The organism is Novosphingobium lentum NBRC 107847, from assembly GCF_001590965.1.
Lineage (GTDB): Bacteria > Pseudomonadota > Alphaproteobacteria > Sphingomonadales > Sphingomonadaceae > Novosphingobium > Novosphingobium lentum.
On sequence record NZ_BCTW01000017.1, the window covers coordinates 69,933 to 94,575 of the forward strand.

The 24,643-nt window shown below is 67.3% G+C and carries 21 protein-coding genes; 12 read left to right on the forward strand and 9 right to left on the reverse strand.

The genetic code is table 11. From position 1 onward, the window contains the following. Position 1: 1 nt before the first annotated feature. The 11 genes from NL2_RS15205 to NL2_RS15255 are packed head-to-tail and all read left to right on the forward strand — an operon-like array spanning position 2 to position 14,888. On the forward strand, positions 2-280 hold the full coding sequence (locus tag NL2_RS15205) for a hypothetical protein (RefSeq protein ID WP_068076539.1): 279 nt from the start codon (positions 2-4) through the stop codon (positions 278-280). Further along, positions 280-1,395 carry a hypothetical protein gene (locus NL2_RS15210; protein ID WP_068076540.1) on the forward strand — a complete coding sequence of 372 codons (1,116 nt, stop codon included), beginning with the start codon at positions 280-282 and terminating at the stop codon, positions 1,393-1,395. Before NL2_RS15205 ends, NL2_RS15210 begins: the two co-directional genes overlap by 1 nt. Then, positions 1,392-1,898, forward strand: coding sequence for a phage baseplate assembly protein V (locus NL2_RS15215; protein ID WP_068076541.1), 507 nt, complete (start codon positions 1,392-1,394; stop codon positions 1,896-1,898). Before NL2_RS15210 ends, NL2_RS15215 begins: the two co-directional genes overlap by 4 nt. Then, positions 1,898-2,218 carry a hypothetical protein gene (locus NL2_RS15220; protein WP_068076542.1) on the forward strand — a complete coding sequence of 107 codons (321 nt, stop codon included), beginning with the start codon at positions 1,898-1,900 and terminating at the stop codon, positions 2,216-2,218. Before NL2_RS15215 ends, NL2_RS15220 begins: the two co-directional genes overlap by 1 nt. After that, positions 2,215-2,613 (forward strand): GPW/gp25 family protein, encoded by a 399-nt coding sequence (locus NL2_RS15225; RefSeq protein ID WP_068076543.1) that lies wholly within the window; start codon positions 2,215-2,217, stop codon positions 2,611-2,613. The genes NL2_RS15220 and NL2_RS15225 overlap by 4 nt, the downstream gene beginning before the upstream one ends. Before the next feature lies 1 nt (position 2,614). Next, entirely contained in the window at positions 2,615-5,002 is a 2,388-nt protein-coding gene (locus NL2_RS15230) for a baseplate J/gp47 family protein (protein ID WP_068076544.1), read from the forward strand. After that, entirely contained in the window at positions 4,999-7,452 is a 2,454-nt protein-coding gene (locus tag NL2_RS15235; protein WP_084356125.1) for a baseplate J/gp47 family protein, read from the forward strand. The genes NL2_RS15230 and NL2_RS15235 overlap by 4 nt, the downstream gene beginning before the upstream one ends. After that, a complete protein-coding gene (locus NL2_RS15240; protein WP_068076546.1) occupies positions 7,442-9,580 on the forward strand; it encodes a hypothetical protein in 2,139 nt (712 codons plus the stop codon). Before NL2_RS15235 ends, NL2_RS15240 begins: the two co-directional genes overlap by 11 nt. 17 nt (positions 9,581-9,597) lie before the next feature. Next, positions 9,598-12,477 carry a DUF6519 domain-containing protein gene (locus NL2_RS15245; RefSeq protein ID WP_068076547.1) on the forward strand — a complete coding sequence of 960 codons (2,880 nt, stop codon included), beginning with the start codon at positions 9,598-9,600 and terminating at the stop codon, positions 12,475-12,477. Positions 12,478-12,479: 2 nt separating this feature from the next. Further along, positions 12,480-13,976, forward strand: a complete 1,497-nt coding sequence (locus tag NL2_RS15250) for an eCIS core domain-containing protein (protein WP_068076548.1) — start codon at positions 12,480-12,482, stop codon at positions 13,974-13,976. Positions 13,977-13,994: 18 nt separating this feature from the next. After that, positions 13,995-14,888 carry a hypothetical protein gene (locus tag NL2_RS15255; protein ID WP_157083198.1) on the forward strand — a complete coding sequence of 298 codons (894 nt, stop codon included), beginning with the start codon at positions 13,995-13,997 and terminating at the stop codon, positions 14,886-14,888. 4 nt (positions 14,889-14,892) lie between these two features. On the opposite strand, the gene NL2_RS15260 is transcribed toward NL2_RS15255, so the two are convergent. The 4 genes from NL2_RS15260 to NL2_RS15275 form a co-directional block, all read right to left on the reverse strand. Then, positions 14,893-15,831, reverse strand: coding sequence for a hypothetical protein (locus NL2_RS15260; protein ID WP_068076550.1), 939 nt, complete (start codon positions 15,829-15,831; stop codon positions 14,893-14,895). Beyond that, positions 15,801-16,667, reverse strand: a complete 867-nt coding sequence (locus tag NL2_RS15265; RefSeq protein WP_068076551.1) for a tetratricopeptide repeat protein — start codon at positions 16,665-16,667, stop codon at positions 15,801-15,803. The genes NL2_RS15260 and NL2_RS15265 overlap by 31 nt, the downstream gene beginning before the upstream one ends. A 148-nt stretch (positions 16,668-16,815) precedes the next feature. Beyond that, a complete protein-coding gene (locus tag NL2_RS15270; RefSeq protein ID WP_068076552.1) occupies positions 16,816-18,138 on the reverse strand; it encodes a YceI family protein in 1,323 nt (440 codons plus the stop codon). Between the two features lie 4 nt (positions 18,139-18,142). Continuing rightward, a complete protein-coding gene (locus tag NL2_RS15275; protein WP_068076553.1) occupies positions 18,143-18,745 on the reverse strand; it encodes a YceI family protein in 603 nt (200 codons plus the stop codon). A 210-nt stretch (positions 18,746-18,955) separates the two neighbouring features. Between NL2_RS15275 and NL2_RS15280 the strand changes: the two genes are divergently transcribed. Beyond that, positions 18,956-19,774 (forward strand): DUF72 domain-containing protein, encoded by an 819-nt coding sequence (locus tag NL2_RS15280; RefSeq protein WP_068076554.1) that lies wholly within the window; start codon positions 18,956-18,958, stop codon positions 19,772-19,774. 9 nt (positions 19,775-19,783) lie between these two features. On the opposite strand, the gene NL2_RS15285 is transcribed toward NL2_RS15280, so the two are convergent. The 5 genes from NL2_RS15285 to NL2_RS15305 form a co-directional block, all read right to left on the reverse strand. Further along, positions 19,784-20,710, reverse strand: coding sequence for a DUF7064 domain-containing protein (locus NL2_RS15285; RefSeq protein ID WP_068076555.1), 927 nt, complete (start codon positions 20,708-20,710; stop codon positions 19,784-19,786). A gap of 100 nt (positions 20,711-20,810) precedes the next feature. After that, the gene (locus tag NL2_RS15290) at positions 20,811-21,329 is read right to left on the reverse strand and encodes a hypothetical protein (RefSeq protein ID WP_068076556.1); all 519 of its coding nucleotides are present in this window, start codon (positions 21,327-21,329) and stop codon (positions 20,811-20,813) included. Continuing rightward, complete coding sequence (locus tag NL2_RS15295; RefSeq protein WP_169799523.1) at positions 21,326-22,498, reverse strand: phosphotransferase family protein; 1,173 nt, start codon at positions 22,496-22,498, stop codon at positions 21,326-21,328. The genes NL2_RS15290 and NL2_RS15295 overlap by 4 nt, the downstream gene beginning before the upstream one ends. A gap of 219 nt (positions 22,499-22,717) precedes the next feature. Then, on the reverse strand, positions 22,718-23,014 hold the full coding sequence (locus tag NL2_RS15300) for a TonB-dependent receptor (RefSeq protein ID WP_169799524.1): 297 nt from the start codon (positions 23,012-23,014) through the stop codon (positions 22,718-22,720). Positions 23,015-23,298: 284 nt separating this feature from the next. Further along, complete coding sequence (locus NL2_RS15305) at positions 23,299-24,549, reverse strand: GntR family transcriptional regulator (RefSeq protein ID WP_068076559.1); 1,251 nt, start codon at positions 24,547-24,549, stop codon at positions 23,299-23,301. Positions 24,550-24,643 lie beyond the last annotated feature (94 nt).

Here is a 24,643-nt window from a genome sequence, read left to right on the forward strand (position 1 = left end):
CATGTTCACCGCCAACAGCCGCTACGCCGGATTGGGCACCTACACCGTCACGCTGGACGACGGGCGCACGGTCACGGCCACCAACCTGCCCGTCTCGCAGCGCGGCCCGGTGCTGGGCTACCACCCCCGGATCGAGGGCGACCGGCTGGATCTGCTGGCAGCGCGTTACCTGAAGGACCCGACCGCGTTCTGGCGGCTGTGCGATGCCAACACCTCGTTCAGTCCCGACGCGCTCGCCGCCCGGCCGCTGATCGGCATTCCCCCGGCGGGCAAGACCTGATGCCCAGCAGCTTCGATCTTTTCTCGGGCGGGACGGCGGTCACCGATTTCGACACCAGCGTGCTGGATCTCGAAATCGAGGAAAACGTCGATCTGCCCGGCGCCTTCCGCGTGACGCTGCCGGTGAAAGTGTCCGCTAGCGGCGACTACGATACCGTATCCGACCCGCGCTTCGGCCCGCTGTCGAACATCGCGGTGACCGCGCAGGCCGCCGACGGCCAGGCGCACTGCCTGATCGACGGCTTTGTGCTGGCACAAGATCTGCACCTCGATGCGGGCGCATCGGCCAGCACGCTCAAGATCACCGGGCAGGACGCCAGCTGGCTGATGAACATGACCGAGACGGTGCGCGAATGGGCCGATGTCACCGACGGCGCCGCCGCCAACACGATCTTCGGCGATTACGGCTTCACCCCCGATCCCGCCAACCTCGACGACGATAGCGCCGCACACACCAGCGACACCGCCAGCCTGATGCAGCGCGCCAGCGATGCGCAGTTCCTGCGCGATCTGGCGCGGCGCAGCGGCAAACTGTTCCGCGTGTTCTGCACCGACAAGCCCGGCGAGCGCACCGGTGCGTTCGTCACGCCATCGGTCGCGGGTGAGCCGGCGTTGATGCTGGCGCTCAATCCGTCCGACGATGCCAACATCGGCCCGCTGCAGATCACCTGGGACGTCATGCGGCCCAGCAGCGTCACCGCGCAGCAACTGCTGTTCAGCGATGCCAGCGGCGAAGCGTCCGGCGGCGAGACCACGGCATCCGGGCTGGCCGACCTCGATGCCAAGAACCTCGCGGCATTCGCCGGCCAGCCGGTGAGCACATTGCTCACGACGCAAGCCGGCGATGCCGAAACGGTGGCCTTGCGCGCCCAGTCGGTGCTGCGCGAATCCGGCTGGTTCGTGCGCTGCGAAGGATCGACCGACGCGGTACGGCTGGGCGCGATCATGCGCGCGGGCACGGTGGTGCAGGTCAATTCGGCGGGCTCGCTCCATTCGGGCAAGTATTTCGTGTGGAGCGTGCGCCACCACATCACCGCCAACGCGCACGAGATGAAGTTTGTGCTGATGCGCAACGCGGTCGGCGCGCCGTCGCCGGGCGGAGTCGGCTTCCCATGAACGAAACGCTGCTCATGGACCTGGTCGATCGGGTCAAGCATCGCTTCCTCGGCAAGTTCCGCGGGACGGTGACGGATGTGGACGCGGCCACCATGCGCATCCGCGCCACCATCCCGGCAGTGCTGGGGTCGGTGACCAGCGGATGGTGCGAGGCGTGCGTGCCGTATGCCGGGCCCGCGGTAGGTTTCATCATGCTGCCCGAGGTCGGCAGCGGGGTGTGGATCGAGTTCGAGGGCGGCGACGTGTCCTACCCGATCTGGGTCGGCTGCTACTGGCGTTCGGGCGAGATCCCGGCCGATGCCAGCGCCACCGCCAAAGCCATTTTCGCCAAGTCGGGCGTGCTGAAGCTCGATGACGACGCTTCGAAGATTTCGCTGGAGGACGCCGACGGCGACAGCCTGACGCTGAGCAGCGGGACCGTCACGATCAAATCCGACAAGGGCAAGATCGTGGCCGATACCACCGGCGTCGCGATCAATGACACCTCGCTGGTGGTGACGTGATGCCCCCGCTGCTCACCACCGCCAGCACGCTGATGTGCCCGCACGGCGGCACCGTGACCGGCACACCCGGCGCGACCAGCGCCACGGCCGACGCGGTGATCCTGCGCGCGACCGACAGCTTCAGCATCGCCGGGTGCACCTTCAACGTCTCCGGCGTGGCGCAGCCGTGCACCGCGATCCAGTGGGTCAAGACCTCGCAGAAGGTCAAGCACGGCGGGGACCTGGTGCTCGATGCCGGCAGCGTCGGCCTGTGCCTGGGTCCGGCGCCGCAAGGGGTGGTGATCGTGTCCGCCACGCAAGCAAAGGTCAGCGGCCTATGAACGCGTCCCTCGTCCGCCACGACTTCGCCTTTCCCTTCGCCATCGATGCGGGGTCGGGACAGGCCGCGCGCGCATCGTACCAGGATCACGTCGACCAGATGATCCGCCAGGTCCTGCTCACCGATCCGGGCGAGCGGGTGTGCCTGCCCACATTCGGCGCAGGGCTGCGGCGGCTGATCTTCGCGCCGATTTCCGCGCAACTGGGTGCAACCACGCAGATGATCGTCACCCAGGCGCTGACGACATGGCTGGGCAACCAGATCACGGTGCAGAAGGTGACCGTGGTCACCTCGGCCGACGATCCCGGCGCTCCGCCCGGAACGATCACGATCACCATCGAATACACGCTGATCGAGACGCAATCGATCCGGCAGACCCGGGTTCAGGTGATCTGACATGACACCTCCCAGAGACCGCCTTGGCGCCCTGATCCTTTCGACCACGCTGAACGGGATCGATTTCGTCACGGTCGACGCGGTTGATCCGCGCACGCTGTATGTGCACTTCGTCAACGCCACCGACATCACATCCGCGAAGATTGGCGCGACGATCACCCGCGGCGACAGCGTTCCGGTCGTGCCCGTGGCGCCGGTCAAGCCAGCCGACTGGTCGCTCGATGCCGAGGGCCGCCCGCTGCTGACGCTGCATGCGCTGATCGACGGTGATTTTTCGGACTACCTGCTGACGCTGGCGATCCCGGCAGCCGATCCGCAACTGCTCGACATCGCGTTTGCCGCCAGCAGGTTCTCGTTCAAGGCCAATTGCCCCAGCGATTTCGACTGCGCGCCGCCGCCGGTCGATTGCCCGCCCGACGATACGGTGGTGCCACCGATCGATTACCTCGCCAAGGACTTCCTCAGCTTCCGCCGCGCGCTGCTCGATTTTTCGGCATTGCGCTATCCCGCGTGGGTCGAGCGGTCGGAAGCCGATTTCGGGGTGATGTTTGCCGAAGCGCTGTCGGCGATGGTCGATGACCTCAGTTACCTGCAGGACCGCGTCGCGGGCGAGGCGATGCTCGAGACCGCGACGCAGCGCCGCTCGCTGACCAGCCTGGCGCGGCTGGTCGACTACGAGCCACGCCCGGCGACCAGCGCCACCACCTGGCTGCAACTGACCGCCAGCGCGCCCGGCACCGCCGCGCCCGGATTGCAGGTCATCGCCGCCGCGCCCGATGGCGGGCAGATCCCGTTCGAGGTGGGCGAGGGCCTTGGCGATGCCACGGCCAAGCCGGTGTCCGACGTGTGGAACCACGGCATCGCGCCCTACTGGTTCGACGACAACGATCGCTGCCTGCCCGCCGGTTCGACCGCGCTGTGGGTGGCGGGCCACGGCTTCGGATTTGTCGATGGTCAGGCGATCCTGATCCAGACCGACCTGCCGGGCGACAGCCAGCGGCGGCTGGTACACCTGATGGCGATCGCCGGCGTCGTCGGGTTCGAGGCGATCGATCCGCTGTTCGGCAACGCGCCGGTCACCCGCATCACGTGGCGGATCGAAGACGCGCTTGATCGTGCGATCGACCTGACGCGGACCACGCTGGGCGGCAACATTGTCCGCGCCACGCAGGGCGCGCGCGTGGTGGAGACGTTCGCGATCGGCACGGCACCTGCGACCGCGCCGGGGGCGACGCTGGCGATCGCGCGGCGCGGTCCCAACGGCGATGCAGTCGCGCCCAACTGGGTCCATCGTTATCCGCTGGTACAAGGCCCGCTGGCGTGGCTTTCACCTGCCGATGGCGGTATCGATACTGGCGCCGCGCCGATGCCCGAACTGCGCCTCGCGCAAGTCCAGCCGATCGCTCAGGACTGGGATTTCGCGCCGAGCCTGCTGCAGGTGCAATCGACCGATCTGGCGGTCACCATCGATCCGGTGCTGTGGCGCGCGGTCGGGTTCTCGCAGACCGGCGCACCGACGCATTTCGACATCGATGGCGACGCCGGATCGACGGTGCGGTTCGGCGACGACACGTTCGGCGCGGCCCCGGCCGAGCAAGACCTGTTCGCGGTGACCTATCGCGTGGGTGTCGGCGCGGCGGGCAACGTCGCGGTGGATACCATCACGCAAGTCGTGCCCGCCGGCGCCGGGGTCGTAACCGGCGCGCGCAATCCGTTCGCGGTGACCGATGGCGCCGATGCGGAAAGCCGCGACCAGATCGTCCGCCGCGCGCCGCAAGCCTTCCGTGCCAAGCAGTTCCGCGCGGTGCGGCCGGAGGATTACGAGGGCGCTGCTGAAAGCCTGCCGTGGGTGCAGAAGGCCGGAACCGCGTTCCGCTGGACCGGCAGCTGGCTGACGGTGTTCACCGCGGTCGATCCCCAAGGCGGCGAAGCGATCGGCCTGGCGCACGAGATCGAGCTGGTCGAACTGCTCAACCGGCGTCGGTTGGCGGGCTACGAATCCTACGCCCCGCCGCCGCAGTACCTCTCGCTCGATCTCAAGATCGCGGTGTGCGCGCTGCCCGGCTGGCTCGACGGCGATGTCGAGGCCGGGGTGCTCGAACGGCTGGGCAGCGCGGCGCGGGCCTATGGCGCCGCCGGGTTCTTTTTCGCCGACCGCTTCACCTTCGGGCTGCCGCTGTATCGCAGCCGGCTGGAAGCCGCGATCCAGGCGGTGCCGGGCGTGCTGGGCGTGCACGGCGTCACCTATCGCCAGCGCGGCAGCTTCGGCGGGTTCGTCGATCTGCCCGAAGTGCTAGCGCCATCGACGCGGCAGATCCTGCGGGTCGACAACGATCCGAGCTGGCCCGAGCGCGGGACGATCCGCGTCACGGTGGAGGGCGGACGATGACATTCCCGATCTGTCCATGCGACAACGATGTCCCCCGCGTGCCGGTCAACCTGCCGCAGCAGACGCGGATCGCGTTCCGTTTCGGCGATTACCGGCAGTTTCGCCGCGCGCTGCTGACACCTGACGATACCCAGGCTGCGCTGGGCGCCTGGCGAACGCAGGGCGAAGGCGATCTGGCGGTGATGATGGCGGAATGGTTCGCCTATCTCGCCGACATCATCACGTTCTACAACGAACGCATCGCCAACCAGTCGTATTTGCGCACGGCCGATCTCGACGCCAGCGTCCGGCGCGTGATCCGCATCCTGGGCTATCGGCCCCGGCCCGCGATCGGCGCCACCGGCGTGCTCGCCGCGCTGGTGACGCCGGGACAAAGCGCGGTGCTGCCCAAGGGGCTCCAGTTCCAGAGCAAGCCCGGCCCCGGCCACCCGCCGCAGACGTTCGAGCTGGCGGACGACACTGCGATCAGCGGTTCCGACCGGGTGCCGGCGCGGAAGCCGCCGGTGCTGCTGGCGGCCATCAACGACTTCCGTTTCAGCCACCTCAGCATCGGCATCGAATATGCCGCGCCCAAGTACGCGCATGCCGCGAAATTCAGCAAGCAGGCCTACTATCTGGTCAAAGCGCCGGCGACCGTCGCCAACTATGGCCTGCTGCTGCTAGGTGCGGTCAAGTCGATCGATCCGGGCGCGCTGCTGCGCCTCAGGCTGCGCAATGCCGGCAAGGGCGGACCGTTTCTGGCCACGGTGACGCAGGCGGTGGTGCAGGATGCACCCGCAGGCGGCAAGCAGACCGCGCTCGCGCTCGACATCAACGACGCCGCGCCGCGCGTGCTGACCGCCGCGCTCGCCACCACGCTGGCCGCCGCCGACGTGGCGCTGGAACAGCCGACGCAGTCGATCACGCTGTGGAGCCTGTACGCCGGCGGCGTCAGCGGCACGACGGTGCACCTCTCCAGCCTGGCGCGGCAGGTCCATGCCCGCGATTGGGTGCTGTTCGTCGCGCCCAACTGGAGCTTCCTGGGGCAAGTCCAGTCCACCACCGACGTCATCTGGGACGCCAACAGCCCGGCGGTGAAGGACCATCCGTTCCCGGTGCCGCACACGCAGTTGACGCTGGCGTCCGCGCCCACCGGCGGGTGGCCTTCGAACGTCGGTTCGATCGCGATGCATTTCGACTGGACCGGGGCCGGGCAACTGATCGACCAGCCGCCGGGATCGTGGAGCGGCACGCCCACCGCGCTAGTCGCGGCATCTGCGCTGCACTTCCGCGCCGCGCCGGCAACGCCCGTGCTGGTGCAGGACAAAAGCGGCGCGGGGCTGCTCGCCTCGGCCGCATCGGCGGGCGATTACAACATCCAGTTCAGCGACCTGCCCAGCCCCGCTCCGAGCCTGACCATGCCGGCCGACGTGCTGTACAACACCTTGCGGGTATCGCGCGGCAAGTCGGTGAACAAGGAAGTGCTCGGCAGCGGCGATGCCACCAAGCCCGACCAGAGCTTCGCGCTGGCACAATCGCCGGTCACCTGGCTCGAACGCGGCGCCACGGCGGCCAGCACGGTCGCGCTGCGCGTGGACGGCGAGCCGTGGACCGAAGTGCCCAGCCTGTATGGCCAGCCGGCCGATGCGCAGGTGTTCGTCACGCGCGAGGATGTCGATGGTCGCACGCACGTCGATTTCGGCGACGGGATCGAGGGCGCACGGCTGCCCAGCGGAATGAACAACGTGGTCGCAGACTATCGCGTCGGCGCGGGCGCAGCCAGCCCGCCCGCCGGCAAGCTGACCGTGATCGCGCAGGCGTTTCCCGGCTTGCGTGCGCTGCTCAACCCGGTGCCGGTCGGCGGCGGCGCCGATGCCGAGCCGGCCAACCAGATCCGCCGCTATGCCCCGCGCTCGGTGCTGACATTCGGGCGGGCGGTCTCGGTGTTCGATTACGAGGCGCTGGCCGCACAGGCGCCGGGGGTATCGCGCGCGCGCGCCACCTGGTCGTGGAGCAACGTGCTGCAACGCGCCGCCGTGGTGGTGTGGGTCGGTGATGACCAGCCGGCGGCGACATCGGCGCGCGCGGTGCTGGCCGCAGCGGGTGATCCCAACCGCCCGGTGCGCGTCGAACTGGCCACGCCGGCGCAAGTCGCGCTGACGCTCACCATCCTGATCGTGCCCGGCTGGGACCGCGACCAGATCACCGCGCAAGTGACCGCCGCGCTGACCGACCCGGAGACCGGCCTGTTCAGCGCGCTGCGCATGGCGATCGGCCAGACGCTGTTCGACAGCCAGATCGAACAGGCGGTGCTGGCCGTTCGCGGCACGATCGCCATCGCCGCCGCAGCCCTGACGATCGACGAAGCGGCCGACGCCGGACCGCTGCACAGCCCGGGCGAAGGGCGGTTCTTCGCGCTCGATCCGCTCGACCTTTCCCTCACATTGCAGGCGGACGCCCATGGCGGATGACGGCTATACCGCACGGCATCAGGACCGGCTGTGGGCCCTGCTTCCCGCGATCTACCGCACGGTGGACCTGCCCGACGGTGCGGGCCCGCTGCACGAGATCGTCGATCGCATCGGCGGGGAATTCGCCAACCTGCGACGCGGCATCGACCGGTTGTGGGACAACCAGTCGATCGAGACCTGCGATGACTGGGTCATTCCCTACATCGGCGACCTGCTCGCCACGCGGCTGGTGTCGTGCCTCGATGCGCGGGCGCAGCGGCTCGATGTCGCCAAGACGATCTACTACCGGCGGCGAAGCGGGACGCTGGGCCTGCTCGAGGAGCTGGCCGCCGACATCGCGGGGCACGACGCGCGCGCGGTCGAATTCTTCCGGCGGCTGGGCCGCACCCGCCACCAGTTCGATCCGGCGATCGGCCCGGTGCCGACCTACCATCCCGGCGACGCGCCCGGATCGGCGGTGATCGAGGGGCTGGCGGGCGCCACATCGGGCACGCCAGCGGGCGGTTATGCCGATCTGCGCAACAACTATCCCGCGCGCAACAGTGCGGGCGCGTTCGACGAATATGCCCATACCGCCGACTTGCGGCGCGGCGTCCAGTCGGCCGGCTGGCACAACATCCCGCACCTGGGGGTGTTCATCTGGTGGCTTTACGCCTTCCCGATCCGGGCCGCGACGCCGGTGAGCAACGGGGCGACGCCGCCGTGCTTCAGCTTCGATCCGTCGGGGCGGCGCATCCCGCTATTCGCGCGGTCGAGCCGGATCGACGACCTCAGGATCACCGGTTTCGGCGAGGACTGGATCAGCCCCGACGAGTGGAACCTGCCAGTCCGGGTGCGCGAAACGCTGTGGTGCGCCTATCCCGACGAGCTGTACCCCGTGTCGTTCGCGGTCGACCTCACCGGCGGCCCCACCCCCGCCCCGCGCCCGCGCGGCGACGTACGCATCCATCCCGAAACCGGCGTGTTCAGCTTCGTCGATCCCGCCGACACCACCTCGCCGGTGGTCGATTACCACTTCGGCTTTTCCGCGCGGATCGGTGCGGGCGGGTTCGACGAACGCGTGCTGTCGATCATCGACCAGCCGCCGATCTCGGCGTCGGTCACCGGCGGCAGCGGGCTCGACGCCGCGCTGGCGGCCATCGCCGGGACCGAAACGGTCGAGATCGCGGATTCGCTAACCTACCCGGGCATCGCCGCCGCGCTGGTCCTGCCGGTGCCCCCCGCCGCGCCCGCGCCCGCCGTCGTCATGGTCCGCGCGCACAACCAGAAGCGCCCGGTGATCCGCTGGGCGGGCGGAGGAGCCAGCTGGATCATCACTGGCCAGGGCGGCAGCCTGGTGCTGCAGGGGGTGTGGCTGCAGGGCGCCGACATCGTGCTGCGCGGCGTGTTCGACACGGTTCACTTGCGCCTGATGACGCTCGATCCGGGCACGCAAGGCCGTTCCGGCGCGCCGTTCGACACCGCGATCGACGGGATGGCGCTGGCGCCGGTGACGCTGTGGATCGAGGGCGAGGTGCAGGACCTGGTGCTGGAGCGTTCGATCACCGGGCCGATCCGGGCGCGCGGCAACGGTTTCGTCGAGCGGCTCTCGGCCAGCGACAGCATCATCCAGTCGATTGCCGTCCCGCCCGCGCCTTCCGCCGCGCCATCTCTCGCGCCGTCGCTGGTGCCGGTCGTCCCCGCGATCGAGGGCACATCGGGCGAAGTCAGCCTGGCGCGCTGCACCGTGCTGGGCCCGATCGCGGTCCACCGGTTGAGCGCGACCGAATGCATCATGGATGACGTCGCCACGGTCGAGGACACCCAGCACGGCTGCGTGCGGTTCAGCGCCTATGCCGACGGCAGCGTGCTGCATGCGCCGTACCGCTCGGTCAGGGTGCCGCCGCACGGACCGCTGTTCCGCAGCCGCCGGTTCGGCGATCCCGACTACGCCCGCCTCTACCGCCTGGCCGACCACGCGATCATCGCCCCGGCAGACGGCGATAGTATCCTCGGCGGTGCCGAAAACGAATCCGAAATGGGTGCTTTCAAGACCGAGAACATCCCGCTGCGCAAACGCGGGCTGGCGGCGAAGTACGAAGAGTACGCTCCCCTCGGCATCTATCCGGTGTGGATCGATGCCGACTAACCCCAAGGACCTTTGTCATGGCCAGTGACCGCGCCCGGATCAGCTATGATCCCTCCCGCGCCTACCGCAGCGTCATCGCGCAGCAGGGACGCGTGACGCTGGAAGCCGACGTCAACGAACAGGCGCTGATCGGCGGCGAGGCGCTGCGGCTGGAGACGATCGATATCGTCGGTCCCGCCGGCACGCCCGACGATGGCTACAAGGTCATCGGCGCCGCCTCGCTCGGCCAGATCACCGTGGGCGCGGGCACGTATTACCTCGGCGGCTGGCGGCTCACGCTCGATGATGCGGTCAAGCTTGGCCAGCAGCCCGACTGGCTGGACGCCCCGCCGCTGCCCGAGGGCGGGAACGCGCTGGTTGCGCTGCTGGTGACCGAGCAGAGCGTTTCGGCGACAGAGGATCAGGCGTTGCGCGAAGTGGCGCTGGGCGGCCCCGATTCCGCATCGCGGACGCGGTTGCTGCAGCAGTTCCCGCTGATCCCGATCGAGGGCGATACGTGCGCCAGCGCGGCCTCGATCGTCGCCAAGCAGCTGGCCGCCGAAGGCGTGACCATCGATCCCGCCAGCTTCGAACTGCTGTCAGGTGCGCGGCTGCTGGTCGATTTCGTCAAGGATCAGGTGCCGCCCGATCCCTGCACCCCGGTCGCGGCGGGGGGCTACCTCGGCGCCGACAACCAGCTGATCCGCGTCACCGTGATCGCCTATGACGCGGCCAAGAACGCGGGCCAGCTGCTGTGGGGCCGCAACAACGCCTCGATCCTCTATCGCGCGACCACCGCATCGGCCACGCCCACGCTGCTGACGCTGCAGGGCGTGCCGATCGACCAGGAGCACGCGCCGCAGCAGAACCAGGCGGTCGAAGTCCTGCGCAGCTGCGCCGAACTGAAGGACGGCGCGTTCGTGCCCGCCGACATCCGCGACCGCAACTTCGTCGCAGCGGGCGCAGGCTTCGTCACCACCGTCGCGGTCGCCTACGATTTCGATCAGGGCACGCTGACCCTGACCGACGCGCTGCCAGCCGAATACGTCAACGATCCCAATCCGCTGTTCCTGCGGCTGTGGGATGCGATCGTGCCGTTCAGCGGCGGGGCTGCCACCCCGCTCGACAGCACCAGCGGCGTGACCGTGACCGTCACGCTGCCCGCGCTGCCCGCGCTGCCCACGACGATCGCGGCGCGGCCGTTCTGGCGGTTTGCCGTGCGGCCCGATACGCCGGCGCAAGTCTATCCGGTGCGCTACCACGAAGCGCCGCAGCCGCCCGACGGGCCGCGCCAGTGGCTGGGCGACCTGGCGGTGATCGGGGCGACGGGCCGGGAAAGCATCGATGTGCTGGCCGATTGCCGCCCGACGTTCGTCCCGCTGACCAAGGAAAAGTGCGGCTGCTGCGGGCTGACGCTCGACCCGCAAGGCGTGGATGCACGCGGCGGGCTGCAGGCGGTGGTGGATTCGCTCAAGGGCGGTCCGGCGGTGCTGACGCTGAAACCCGGCGAATACGTGCTGCGCCGCCCGCTGGTGCTGACCGGCGATCACGCGCGGCTGGTGATCGAAGGCTGCGGCTTCGGCACCTCGATCAACGCCGATCCGCAGGAACTGAACGCGTTCGTGTTCGGCCTGATCATCATCGCCAAGGCCGACGCCGTGACGTTGCGCGGGCTGGAGATCGACGTGCCGCTGGTGCCCAATGGCAAGGAAGGCGGCACACTGTCAGGCGTGATCGTGATCAATTCGGGCTTCGTCGTGATCGAGGATTGCACATTCGGTCTCGCCGCGCCGAAGAACGGCAAGCTGCTGGGCGCGGTGCTGGGCGGCGGCATCACCATTGCGGGCCGCGCGGCAGAACTGACCGTGCGCCGCAACCGGTTCGTGGGCAAGGCGATCTTCGCCAACGGTACGGTCTGCGGGCTGCTGGCGGCGGTCAACACGCAAAGCATCAGCACCTCGCTGATCGGCGTGGACATCAGCGACAACTTTTTCGAGCGATTGACCGCCGGGATCGTCGCGTTCGCCCGGCTGGGCGAGTTGCGTTGCACGTTCAACCGCATCCGCGAGTGCAAGACCGGGATATTCCTGGCCGATCCGATCGTGGGGGCGGCCAATTCGTTTGCCAAGCACGCGATGGGCCAGGCGCAGACGCATCCCGAAATCGCGCAGGCGGTGGAGCGCGGCTATCCGGTGCACTTCCTCGCCGCGATCTCACCCCATGGCATGGCAACGCCGCCGGGAGAGCCCACGGCAGCGCCGACGGGTTCGCCCAGCGCGCGCGCGGCCTTGCTCAAGGAGATGACGGCCGCAGGCACCGCAGCGTTCAACGCGGTCGTCAACGCCCGCACGCAAGGCGCAACAGCCGCGGCGGCACGGGCAGAAGCGGCGCCCACGCCTGCCGCTTCGGCCAAGGCCAAGGTCGATACGAAGATTTCGGCGATGCGCGCCCAGTATCTCAGCGATCTGGCGCATGTCGAAGCCGTGTCGGTCGCGGCGCAGCTTGCCACCCGCCACGTGACGGCGGTGCTGCACATCGCCAACAACGACATCGCGCTCGTCGCCACCGACGCCAAGGCAGCGCCCGGTATCGGCATCGCGATCCTGCGCTCTCCGCAGGACGACACCAGCATGGTGATGCTGAGCAGCAATCGCGTGGTCTGCGCCGACAACCGCACGCTGGCCGGAACGCTGTTCTTCCCGACCATGGCCACGGTCACCGGCAACATGATGGCGCACCCCACCAGCAATACGGGCACATCCGGCCAGCTGCCGGTGTTCATCGCCATCGGCCTGGAAGGCGGGCACTATGCCTACAACGGCAACGTGTTCAGCCGGGGCGCGACGATCCTGCCGCCGCGCACGTTCCCGCAGCCCGACCCGAAAGACTTCTGGCCGTTCCTCAACACGGAGACGTGACGATGGGTTGCTCGTCCTGCACGACGCTTTCGCCCGACCGGGGGCGGCAAGGCGCGGTGACGCCCGATGCATCGGATGTCAGGCGGCGCGCGGCCACGCCGAACGCAGCGGGCAACCAGGCGCATCTGCGTCGGCTGGCGGTGGGCGGGCAACCGTTGCAGGCCAAGCTGACCATCGGCGCGGTCAACGATCCGCTGGAACACGAGGCCGACGCGGCGGCCGACCGGGTGATGCGCATGGCCGATCCGGGAGCGACGCTGTCGTCCGGTCCCGGTGCGCTCCAGCGCAAATGCGCGGCGTGCGAGGACGAGGAGCCCATCGTCAGGCGCCGGGCGGCGGGCGCCGACGTCGCGGGAGAAGCCGCGCCGCAGGCCGTCCACGACGTGCTCAACATGTCCGGCAGTGCGCTGGACCCGGCGACGCACGATTTCATGGCGAGCCGGTTCGGCACCGACTTCAGCGACGTGCGCATCCACACCGATGCGCAGGCCGCGCAATCCGCCGCAGACGTGGGCGCGCGCGCCTATACCGTGGGCAGCAATGTGGTGTTCGGAGCCGGGCAGTACGATCCGGCGGGAGAAGGCGGCCGCCACCTGCTGGCGCACGAACTGGCGCACGTGGTGCAGCAAAGTGCCGGAACGATGGGGGTACAACGCGATCTTGCCACGCCGCCGCCCGCAGTAGCGCCCGCCGCGCAAACTGACCTCACGCCCGCACAGATCCAGGAGGCGATCCGCTTCAACACCGGCTTCTATGACGACGCCAACACCCGGTTGATCCAGTCGATCCTGGGCGGCGGCGTCACGGGACGATGGACCGCCGACAACATCACCGCCATCGCCGCCACGCAGGAAGAATACGGGTTGAAGAAGGACGGCAAGATCGGCCCGGACACGTTCGATTTCATCACCCGCGAACAGACGGCGGAAAACTTGCCGACCGACACCGCCAACTGCCTGACCGCGTTCCGCGTCATCCCGTTTCCCGTGCTCAGCGACACCACGCCGGGTCCGAACGGCAGGACGCGGATCCAGGGTCACCACAAGATCGAAGCCCGGTTTTCCTCGCGGTGCGACTGTTCGCAGTTCGAATACCGGCAGTTCATCGCCGGTGTCGCCACCGGATCGCGCGGCGGGGCCATCCAGGACCTCAGCGCCCAGTTCGGCCATATCCCGGGCGGCGCGCTGCCGGTCGCGATGACCGAGGATGGCAACACGACGTGCGCGGCGCGCAACTATGGCCATCGCAACCAGCCCGGACTGGCCGCCGATACGGTCCAATGCGGTGAAAACCACTACACCGACGGCGATGGTACGGAAAACCAGGCGAGCGGCTGTGTCTATCGCGGTGAGGACCATCCCCAGCTTATCGTCAACGGTTTGCAGACCGGCGATACCACCGATCTGCTCGTCCAGTTTCGCGGCGAGATCCGCCGGGCCGGCACGGTTATCGAGACGAAGACGTGGACCGATATCGATACCAGCGTCGTCACACCCTAGGAGACGGGATAGCGTCCGATGACACCGGCCCCTGCCAACACGATCGCCCCAACCCGTCCGGTTGCGAACGCGCCGGTCTCGAAACCCGCGATTGCCTCCGCACCGCAGGTGCGCGTCGGCAACCAAGCCCACCTGCGCCGCCTCACGCCCGCGCCGACCATGGTGCAGCGCGACGGGCCGGACGTTCCGCTCAAGGAGGCCAAGAAGGAGGACGCGGTCGATCCGCTGATCGGCGGGGTCAAGGAACTGGCGTCGAAAGCCGCCGATACGCCGCAGATCAAGGACACGGCGATCGACGTGGCCAAGCAGATCGCCCTGCCGATCTGGAACGGCGCCAGCACCGGCGACAAGGCTGCGCTGGTCGTCGGCGGGGCGTCGCTGGTGCTCCCGGCCGCCGGCGCGCTGCTGAGCGATCCCAACGGGCGCAAGGCGCTGTCGGGGCTGCCGCTGGGCGCGCCGCTGTCGCTGGTGCCGTATGCCGTGTTCAGCGGCTTCAGTTATGACCTGCCCAAGACCAAGAGCGAACCGCTGCTGCTGCACTTCAGCTTCAAGGGCGACGATTACCTCGACCTGATTCACGCCAAATATTCGAGCGTGCCCAAGATGACGCTGTCCTTCGACATGACGGTGTCGGTCACGCCCGACTACAAAGTGGCGCTGCCGTTCGGACTAGTCAAATTCAGCCCGCTGCCCGGCGTGACGCTGGGTGGCGGCTATGGCGTGACCAGCGACCTGCCCGACCTGATCTCGGGGCCATCGGGCGCGCTCGCGCCGTACAAGGCGCTGCCGACCCCGGCCCTGCCCGCCCCGCGCGCCGGCGCTGCCGGGTTCATCTCGATCGATTTCACCAAGATCGATGCGTTGCGCCCGATCTTCGCGCCGCTGGTGCTGGACATCGGCGACAAGCGCTGAGGCATCATCGGCGCGGAAACACGTTCGCGCGGCTGTAAAGCGAATGCGCCTGCGCCGCGCGCAGCGGCCCGCGCCAGCGTTCCGTATTGCCCAGCCAGCGGTCGATCAGCTTCACGGCTGCTGCGGGGTCTTCCGCCAGCCGTCGCTCGATCGCGGCGAGGTCCGTCGCGGCGCCATCCAAGCCTGCGGTCGCGCGCCGGGCGGGTGTCTGCTGGTAGCGTTCGTCGATCAGCCCCAACGTGGAGCGCGCCGACGACACCATGAGACGCGCGGTCTCGCCGTCACCCGATGCGGCCACTGCGCGCGCGGTGCGCAATGCCTCGTCCACGCGGGCGAGGTCGTGATCGAGATCGAGCGCGACTTGCGCGCCGCAATGGTTCGGCGAGAGCGCGCGGACATAAGCCGCAAGCCCGGTGATGGTCGCGGGCGTGGGCTCGGGGCCGTCGAATTCCTGCGTCACCAGGCCGTGGATGAAGTGTTCGAGCTGCTGGCTCGCTGCGTCCTGATCCACTTTCAGCCGCGATTTCGGGCCGCTGAGGTCGGGGATCGGCTTGGGATTGAACACCCCGTCGCCGCGATGCGAGCTCATGATCGAGGATGTGACGTCGGCAGTGCCGGGGTCGCCCGAAAGGCCCGGGAACATGAAGGCCGGATTGCCATGCCCGCCGCGATGACATGCGTTGCACGACAGCCCCGCCCGCGCCGCCTGTCCGCCCAGCAGCAGCGGCGCACGGAACGCCGCGCGGCCGATGGCGATGCGTTGCGCGGTGGGGCTGTCCATGGCAGCGGCAAGGCATTCGCCCGGTTCGGTGGTCAGCACTTTGGCAAGCTGGCCCGGCACCGACCAGCGCGCGGCGCGCAGCGGCGGCACGCCCGCAGCCGCCCCGATCAGCGGCAACATGGCAGCCGCGATCAGGAAGCGTTTGATCGCCGGACGATCCATCGGCGCAGCTCGTCCGCCTCGGCGCAACCGAACGTGCACTGCGCATCGAGTTGCGCGAGCATCCGCGTCGCGCCCGCCACATCGCCGCGTTCGAGCATCATCTCGCCGTAGTACTCGGTCGCGCCGCGATGGCCCGGCGCCACCGCCAGCGCACGCCGGTAATACGCTTCGGCGATGTCGTAACGCTTCAGCTTGCGGTTGGCGAAGCCGAGGTAGGTCAGGATATCGGGATGCGGGCCGAACACCTGTTCCGCCGCGCGCAGCGACAATATCGCATCGTTATAGCGGTGCTCGTTGATCAGCGCGACCGCCGCGAGATAGGCGCCGTCGCCGGCTTGGGTCGATGCGAACATCAGCAGGCCCGGCACCGCAACGCGTGCCTGCTTGCCCGCGCCGATGGCGGCCTGCACCGCCGCAGCGCCCTGTTGCAGCACCGTCGCATCGGCACAGGCCGTGCCGCAGGTGGTCGCGCGCGCGGTGAACCAGTCGAGCTGTTCCTTGGCCTTGTCCGCCTCACCCAGCTTGGCCAGCGCGATGCCGAGCTGTTCGTGCGCCGGGATCATCGCAGGCTCGAGCTTGACTGCCTTTTCCAGATACGATCGCGCGCCCTTGTAGTCGCTGCGGCCGATCTTGCTGAGCGCCATCAGATAATTGGTGTTGGCATCGCGCGGCGACACGGCGAGCACATGGCGGAACGACTTTTCCGCGTCGGCCCAGCGTTGCGCCTGAAGCGCAGTCAGGCCGGCGCGATATTCGACGGCCGGATCGTATTGCGGCGCGGTTTCGCTCGGCATCGAACCGCCGCCACCACCGCCGCCCATGGCCAGCGCGGACACGGCGCAACACGCCAGCGCAGCACATCCGACAGTTCTGGCGACGGTTCTGGTGATAATCCTGGCGGGAAAAGGCGGGACAGTCATGGCAGCCTCCGATCCTGATGTTGCCAACTTACCATGCCCGGCGAGTCGGACCAAGCGCGGCACGTCAGCGCCCGGCGGGGTTCCGCCTGGCCGAAAAGCTGAAGTCGATCGACACCGGGAAGGCGATCGGATCGGCATTGGCCCATTCGCCTTCGCCGATGTGAAAGCTGGTGCGGTCGAGCCGGGCAGTGCCGCTGGCGCGCGCCTTGTCGCCATCGATCGTGAGGTGGAATGCCAGGGTAACCGGGCGCTCGGCACCCTTGAGCGCCAGATCGCCGCGCACGACGTAGTTGTCGCCACCGGCGTGGCGGATCGAGTGCGACGTGAACGCGGCACTGGGGTGCGTCGCGACGGCGAAGAAGTCGTCTCCGGCCAGCATTCCGTCGCGCTGCGTATCGGCGGTGGTGGCAGAGGCGAGGTCGACCGTGACCTTAATCGCCGAATGATCCAGATCATCCGGGCTGAAGCGGATGGCCCCGGTCCACCGTGCGAAGCTGCCATGCACCGGCGCGCCGCTGACTTGCGCGGTGAAGCCCAGTTTGCCGCCGGGCAAGACCTGCCACGGTGCGACCGGCTGGGCAGCGGCGGCTTCGTCGGTGGTCGCTGCGCCCGTCGGCACGGCGCTGGCCTCATCCGATGCGGCGGCAGATGCTGGGGCAGACGCTGACGCGGCTGGTTCCGAGGACAGCGTGTCGGGCGCAATGCTGGCGGCTGCAACCGGCGCTGCTGCGGCGGCCAGCGGGCTTGCTCCCACCGGAACGCCGTTGCCGCCGAAGAACGCCAGCCCCACCGCGCCGATCAACCCGGCCGCCAGCGCGAACGCGGCGCCGTTGCCCAGCGTTGCGCCCGCCGCTCCGACCGGCGCCATCCGTCCAAGGAACGCGCGATCGGGCCCGAACTGGTGGCGCAGCGCGCCGGCAACATGCAGCACGAACAGCCCCACACCGATCCACGCCAGCGCACTGTGGGCATTGCCGAACAGGGGCCCCAGCGCAGCTGGCAGCGGCAGGTTGGGCAGCGGTATGGTGCCGAACAGCAGCGTCGGCACGTGCAACCGGGCGGTCGAGACAATCGCCCAGCCGGTCAGCGGCCCGCCGATCATCACGGCATAGAGCAGGCCATGCACCGCGCCCGCCAGCCTGTGCGCCCAGATGCTGTCTGCGACCGGCGCGGGGCGCGGCGTGGCCAGCCGCAACCCCAGCCGCACAAGACTGAGCACGAGGATCGTGATGCCCAGCGACTTGTGCAGCTGGAACGCGGCGAACGTGGCCCCGCCGCGCGGCGCATCGGCCATGCGCCAGCCCAGCGCGAGCTGGAACGCCAGCGCCAGCGCGATCGCCCAGTGGAGGGCCATCGCGACGGCGGAGTATCGGCGCGGGGCGATCATGGCGTTACTTCTTCGAGAATTCGGCCTCGATATCGATGGCCACGTCATCGCCGACCACGGGCAGGAACGTGGTCATGCCGAAGTCCGACCGCTTGAGGCTGGTGTGCGCGGAAAAGCCGGCGCGGGCGATGCCGTCCATGCCTTTGCCGACGCCGTTGAAGGTGACTGCCAGCGCCACCGGCTTGGTCACGCCCAGTACCGTCAGCTGCCCGTCGATCCGGGCGGTGGTCGCACCGGTTTTGGTCAGCTTCTGCGAATGGAAGGTCATCGTCGGGAATGCCGCCACGTTGAAGAACTTGGCGCCCTTGAGATCGGTATCGCGCGCCGCCCAGCCCGAATCGAGCGAGTTGGTGTCGATCGTCACGTCGAGCGACGACGCCTCGGGATGCGCCGGATCATAGGTAAAATGGCCGTCGAGCTTTCGGAAATTCACGTTGGTGTGGGTGAAGCCCATGTGCGCGATCGAGGCGAGCACGCTGGTGTGCGAAAGATCGGCCGAATAGGACCCCGCCGGAACCGCCGCAGGATCGATTCCCTCCACGCCCATGGCGATCGAGGTCGAGGCAAAGCCCAGCGACAACAGCGCGAGCGCCGCGAACTTTTTCATGGCAATTCTCCAGGTGAGGTGAGGTGAGGTGAGGTGATCGGCCGCCTGTCTATGCAGCTTTTGCGTCGCGCGAAACCCCGCTGCGGGCAAATTGTGAGGGCGCCAATGGATGCCCGAAGGCATAAATCCACCAATTCTGTTCGACCATATTGAAAAGATGCGAACGTTTGACGATGGGGTCGGCCAGACCCGCACCGATGGAGTCACAGGATGGGCACGAAGGCCAAACGTACGATCCGCGTCGGAATTGGTGGTTGGACGTACGAGCCGTGGCGCGGCAGCTTCTATCCCCAAGGCTTGACGCAAAAGCGCGAGCTGGAATTCGCCAGCCGCGCGCTGACGTCGATCGAAATCAACGGCACCTATTACGGATCGCAAAAGCCCGAGAGTTTCGCGAAATGGCATGACGAGACGCCGGACGATTTCGTGTTCGCGCTCAAGGCGCCGCGCTTTGCGACCAATCGCAAAGTGCTCGCCGAAGCCGGGCAGAGCATCGAGCGGTTTCTCAGCGGCGGCCTGATGGCGTTGAAGGCCAAGCTCGGCCCGATCAACTGGCAGTTCATGGCGACCAAGCAGTTCGACCCGGACGATTTCGAGGCCTTCCTGAAATTGCTGCCCGCCTCGCACGAAGGGCGCGCGCTGCGGCACGCGATCGAGGTGCGGCACGAAAGCTTTCGCAAGCCGGAATTCATCGACCTGCTGCGCGCTTATGGCGTGGCCCCGGTGCTGTCGGCGGACGGCGCATATCCCCAGATCGCCGACCTGACGGCACCGTTCGTGTATGCCCGGATCATGGGCACGACCGAAGACGAGCCGCTCGGGTACATCGATGCAAGGCTCGATGACTGGGTCGACCGGGTTCGGGCGCTTGCCGATGGCCGGGTGCCCAGCGGACTGCAGTGCGTCCAATCGGCTCCGCCTGACACCCCGCGCCCTGACACCCCGCGCGACGTCTATCTCTATGTCATCAGCGGCTACAAGGCGCACAATCCGCCAGCAGCGATGGCGCTGATCGACAAATTGCGCTGACGATCCAATTCAGCCATATTTCGGCACGAATGATTTCGCGAAGTCGAAATAGTCTTTGTTCCACGCGAATTCGCACACGCCCACGCCCGGCTTGCCATCGAAGTCCAGCGTCGCGCAGCCGGTGTTGATCAACGTCTTGGGATCGTGCGACGAGGTCAGCATTCCAAACATGGTGTAGGCGATGCGCGACTTTCGGCCGGCGGTGTCGGTCACCGTGACATCGAACGTCTGCTGCAGCATGGCGTCGCCGTAGACGAATTCATAATCGACCCGTTCGAGATGCCGCATCTCGCCGTCCTTGAACAGGAAGCCGCGCAGTTCGGTTCGACCGAACGCCTGCATCTCGAAGAAATGCATCGAACTGTCGCCGGTGGTGGCGTGGATCCACTTGTAGTGCTGGTTGAGCCCCCACACGCGCGGGCCCCAGCTGTGGTCGCGCACCAGGAACCCCTCATGGTGCAGCTTGCGCCCGTCGAGTTCGAGATCGGCGACCACGCGCCCGTGCTGTTCGGTGCGATCGTTGCCGAAATAGGGCGGATTGCCGCGCGGGTGCGAACTGAAGGCATAAGCCGGATGCGTGGCGGTGAAGGCACCCTTGAAGCGGATGCGCGTCCCATCCCAGTCGATGTTGACGCGCTTGAGCGGATCGACGATTTCCATGTGCAGCGGGCCATGGCGCCAGTCGCCGAAGTCCATGTCATCGGCGACGGGACTTTCCACCACTTCGACGATCTGCTCGGGGAAATCGGGACTGAAGAAGCAGGCGGTCGACTTGGCCACGCCGGTGCCGAGCATGGTCGGATAGATGAACCCGGCAATGTTGTGCTCGGGCATCAGCAGGATGTGCGCGAGCGACTCGCGCCCTTCCAGCGTCAGGTTGTGGCGAAAGGCGTGCTCGGGCAGGACGGAGCTGGGGGGCGATTGCAGTTCGGACACGGATAGGTTTCCTTGCTGATCATTCCACTTGCGCGGGCGATCGTCGGTTGAAGGTCAGTTGAGACTGTCTTGCGGGCGCATGGCCGTGGTGGCCACCTGCCTATGCCATGGACGCGCTGCACAGGGCTGCCAGATCGGGCAGTTCGGCGGGGTCGGGGTCGAACCCGGCATCCTTGAACCACACGCGTTCGCGCCGGTTCTGACGGAGCGAAAACGCCAGGACAGCGGCATTGACGCGCGCGCGGAAGCCCGGTTCGCCATCGTCGGCGACGGCATTGGTCAGCGCGGCGATGCCGTCTGCCAGCGCCAGATAGCCGGCATGGGGATCATCCGGGTTCGCGCCAGCCAGCAGCACGCACACGGCCTTGGCCGCCGCCTGACTGCGCGGGCCTCCTGCCGGCTGCTGCACGATCGCGGCGGCAGTGGTGCGCGCATCGTCCCGGCACAGCCGGTGGTAGCGCTCGGCATAAGGCAACTGCCGCAGCAGCATCGCAAGCTGCGCAAGGATGAGCCCGGACTGTTCGACCGCCAGCGCCTCATCGGGCTTGATCGCCGGGATGATCACGTCGCGCAAGCCGTGCAGCACGCTGGTCAACCGCACTTCGATGCCCGGGGTCATGCGCCGTATCCTTCCAGCAGGTGGCACAACGTGCCCGACAGTCCGACGTGGCAGGCGGCGAGGTAGCCCAGGAACGCGCTCTGGTGGTTGGTGCCATCGCGCGCTGCCCGCACGCCCGAGGCGAAGTTCATGACCGACAGCTTGAAGCTGTTGAGCACCTGATACCAGTGCAGCACGGTTGGGTCGATCGTGCGCCCCGAACGTTCGGCATAGCCATCGAGAAACGCGGGCACCGGCATCATCGAGGCGACGAGCGGCCTCCCTTGCGCATCGCGGCTGCAGAACAGCGGCTCGAGCGAATAGGAAATGTCTTCGTGGACATCGCCGATATGCGCCAGTTCCCAGTCGAGCACTGCCGTCATCTCCAGCGTATCCTCGTCGAACATGAAGTTGCCGAGGCGGTAGTCGCCATGCAGCAGCACCGGCGCATCGCACACCGGCGCGCGTTCGCGCAGCCAGCAGGCGGTGTAGGTGAGCAGTGGCGAGGCTTCGACCTGGTCGTCCTCCAGCACCCGCTCCCAGAAGTTGAGTTGCCACAGCGCGGCTTGGGTGGTGCCCGCTTGCGGCACCGCATAGGTGGCAAGGTCAGCGCGGGCGAAGTCGAAGCCGTGGATGGCGACGAGATTGTCGAGATACTGCGGGATCAGCGCGGCCGAGGCGCGCTCCCCGATGACGATGCCCACGCCCGACGGGCCCGACGTGGCGTCGCGCGGCTTGGTGTCACCGCGCACGAAGCGGGTGATCATTGCCGGCTGGCCCATATGCCGACCGTCGGAATCGACGAACGCGACGCTGGGCGCGGGCACCGTCCCGCCAATCGCCTCGATCAGTTGCGCCTCACGCTCGCGCGAGGTTTCGACGATGCCTTCGAGCGGGTCCATCCGCAGCACCAGCTGTTCGGTTGCACCGCTAGCCGGATCGACCAGATCGAACAGGAATTGTTCCTTCGAGGCGCCGCCACCCATTCGGCGGACATTGCGCGCATGCCCTTGCACCCCGTGCGCGCCGAGCAGGCGTCCCAGCCGCTCGGCCACGTCCTGCGCCTTGCGCGGCTTGTAACCGCTCCTGCCCTGGCGCGCGCGCTTGGCATCGAGCAACGCGACCAGATGCGGTTCGAAATCCTCGCGCCGATCCAGCATCACGTCGCGATCGGCTTCCAATATCGCCACTGTGACATCCTCTCTCGAAATCTTTTCAACCGATGAGCATATGGAACCACATCGAGATTCGCGATGCAAAAAGCGGGAGCCCCCGTCCATTGTCCCAGTTCGAGCAGGACGTGGATGGGCGCTCCCAGTTTGGGGTTTTCCGGAGTCATCCGGCCAGGGGAAGATCCGGCCGGACCCGAAAAACCTTTGCTACTTGATCCTGAAATCGATCGTGATGCTTTACGTCGCGGGCATCCCGGCCAGGCGGCCCTGCGAATCGTTGGAGGGTATGACCGTGGTCCAGTAGTACGTGTCGAAAATGTTCTTGCCCCAGACCATGACTTTCCAGGCTCCGTCTGCGGCTTCATAGCCCAGTCGCGCGTCGGCGGTGGTGTATCCCTTGATATTGAATACGTTGCCCGCAAGATCCGGGCGCGTGAACGAGTTTGGCGCGGACGAGATCGGGAACGGGAACGGGAACGGAAAAGGGATCCGGTTCGCACCGATCGCCGCATCCGAATGGGTGCGGGCGTTCACGCCCACAACCGCTGCCGCTTCAAACAAATCCGCATGACCATCCTCTCGTCAGGTATTCTTTTTTGGTATGACCTTTAGGTATCATGCTGCCAAATATATCGTCAAGTGGTTTACGACTTTGCGCTGAATGCGCGTTCGATCAGTACCAAAATCCCCAAAAATTGAACGATGTCGAGAAGTAACGATCGAAACGTTCTACTCGACACAAGGCACGGCAAGGCCGCCGCGCAGGAGCTTCGTTGCGGATTTGCGATGTCCGGGAGGCCAGCCGGTGGCCGCCGCGCTCAGGCCTGCAGCGCGAAGGGCCGCCTGGATCTGAGCAGCAACCGGTTGGTGTCATAGGAGTGCGTTCGTATCACTCTTGCCGCATCGTCGGCGCGACCTTCGCGCATTGCGGCAACCATGTCGCGCCGTGCCGTGACTGAGTCCAGGCGGGGGCGATGCTTCAGTTGCGTAAGCATCTCGGCAACGAGATCGGCAATTGCATCGACCAGCAGGATCATCAGTCGGTTGTGCGAGGATCGCGCCGCAAGTCGGTAGAACTCCGTGGCCGGCTTGATGGCTGCAACCTGATCCTTGTAGGTCCTAACGCACCTTTCGAGTTCGTCGATATTCGTGTCGAGGCGCGCAAAATCCTGCTGGGTCCCGCGCTGCGCCCCAAGCCTGGCGCATTGCCCAAGCAGACTTGCCCGGACTTCAAGCAGGTCGGCCAGCGGCAATCGCCCGAGAATGAGCATCGACCTGATCGAGGACTCGATGCCTTCGGAGCCGCTTTCCCTGACGAAGGCACCGCCGCCAGCACCTCGCTTGAAGCGGAGCACACCCGACATCTCGAGACTTCGCAGCGCTTCTCGTACTGCGGATCGCCCCACCCCCAGGCTACTTGCCAGTTCCCGTTCCGGCGGCAAGCGGTCACCCGAGTGCAAATCACCGCTCCGGATCCGATCGAGGATGTGCCCCTGGACGTTCTCGAACGTTCGCGGCGCGTTGGGGGCAGATGCATCTGTCGCGCGGGTTGGCCATGGGGTGGTTCTGGCAACCGTTGACCCTGCGGATGGCGCGCTGTCGTCGGAGTTTCCATCCTGCCAACCCGTGGCGCGCCCGTTGCCGGCCAAGGCTAAAAAATCCGCGACGATCGGCTGATGATCCTCGGCAACTTTGTGTCGCAACACGTCGGTGCGCTTGTCAAGCTCGCCCAGAACGTCGGTGCCCAGATGCGTCAACGAGACGAGTTGAGCACGTTTATCGGCCGCGTCGGATTTCAATTCGACCAAGGCCAGCTGCGCAAGGTCATTCAAAACGCGCTGAACGGCCTGACGCGAGATTTGCAGCTGACGCGCAACATGCGCTGCCGACACGGCAGTTGTTTGCAGGCCGACCGCTTCGAGCACCTGCCAACGGGCGCTGGTGAGGCCCAGGTCCGCGACCGCCCTGTCGCGTTCTGCCGTCAGCAGGTTGTTCAGTCGAAAGGCCGCCTGGGTAAGTGCCTTGAATTGAACATTGTTTTCGCAGGCTGTTGCAGTATTCGCCACCATGCGTCCCGGCGTCGCATTTGAGCAACATCTTGTCAATGTTGTCCCCAACTGCCAACATTCGCCGACCGCCAGCTATCCGCCGCACGCCCGCTTG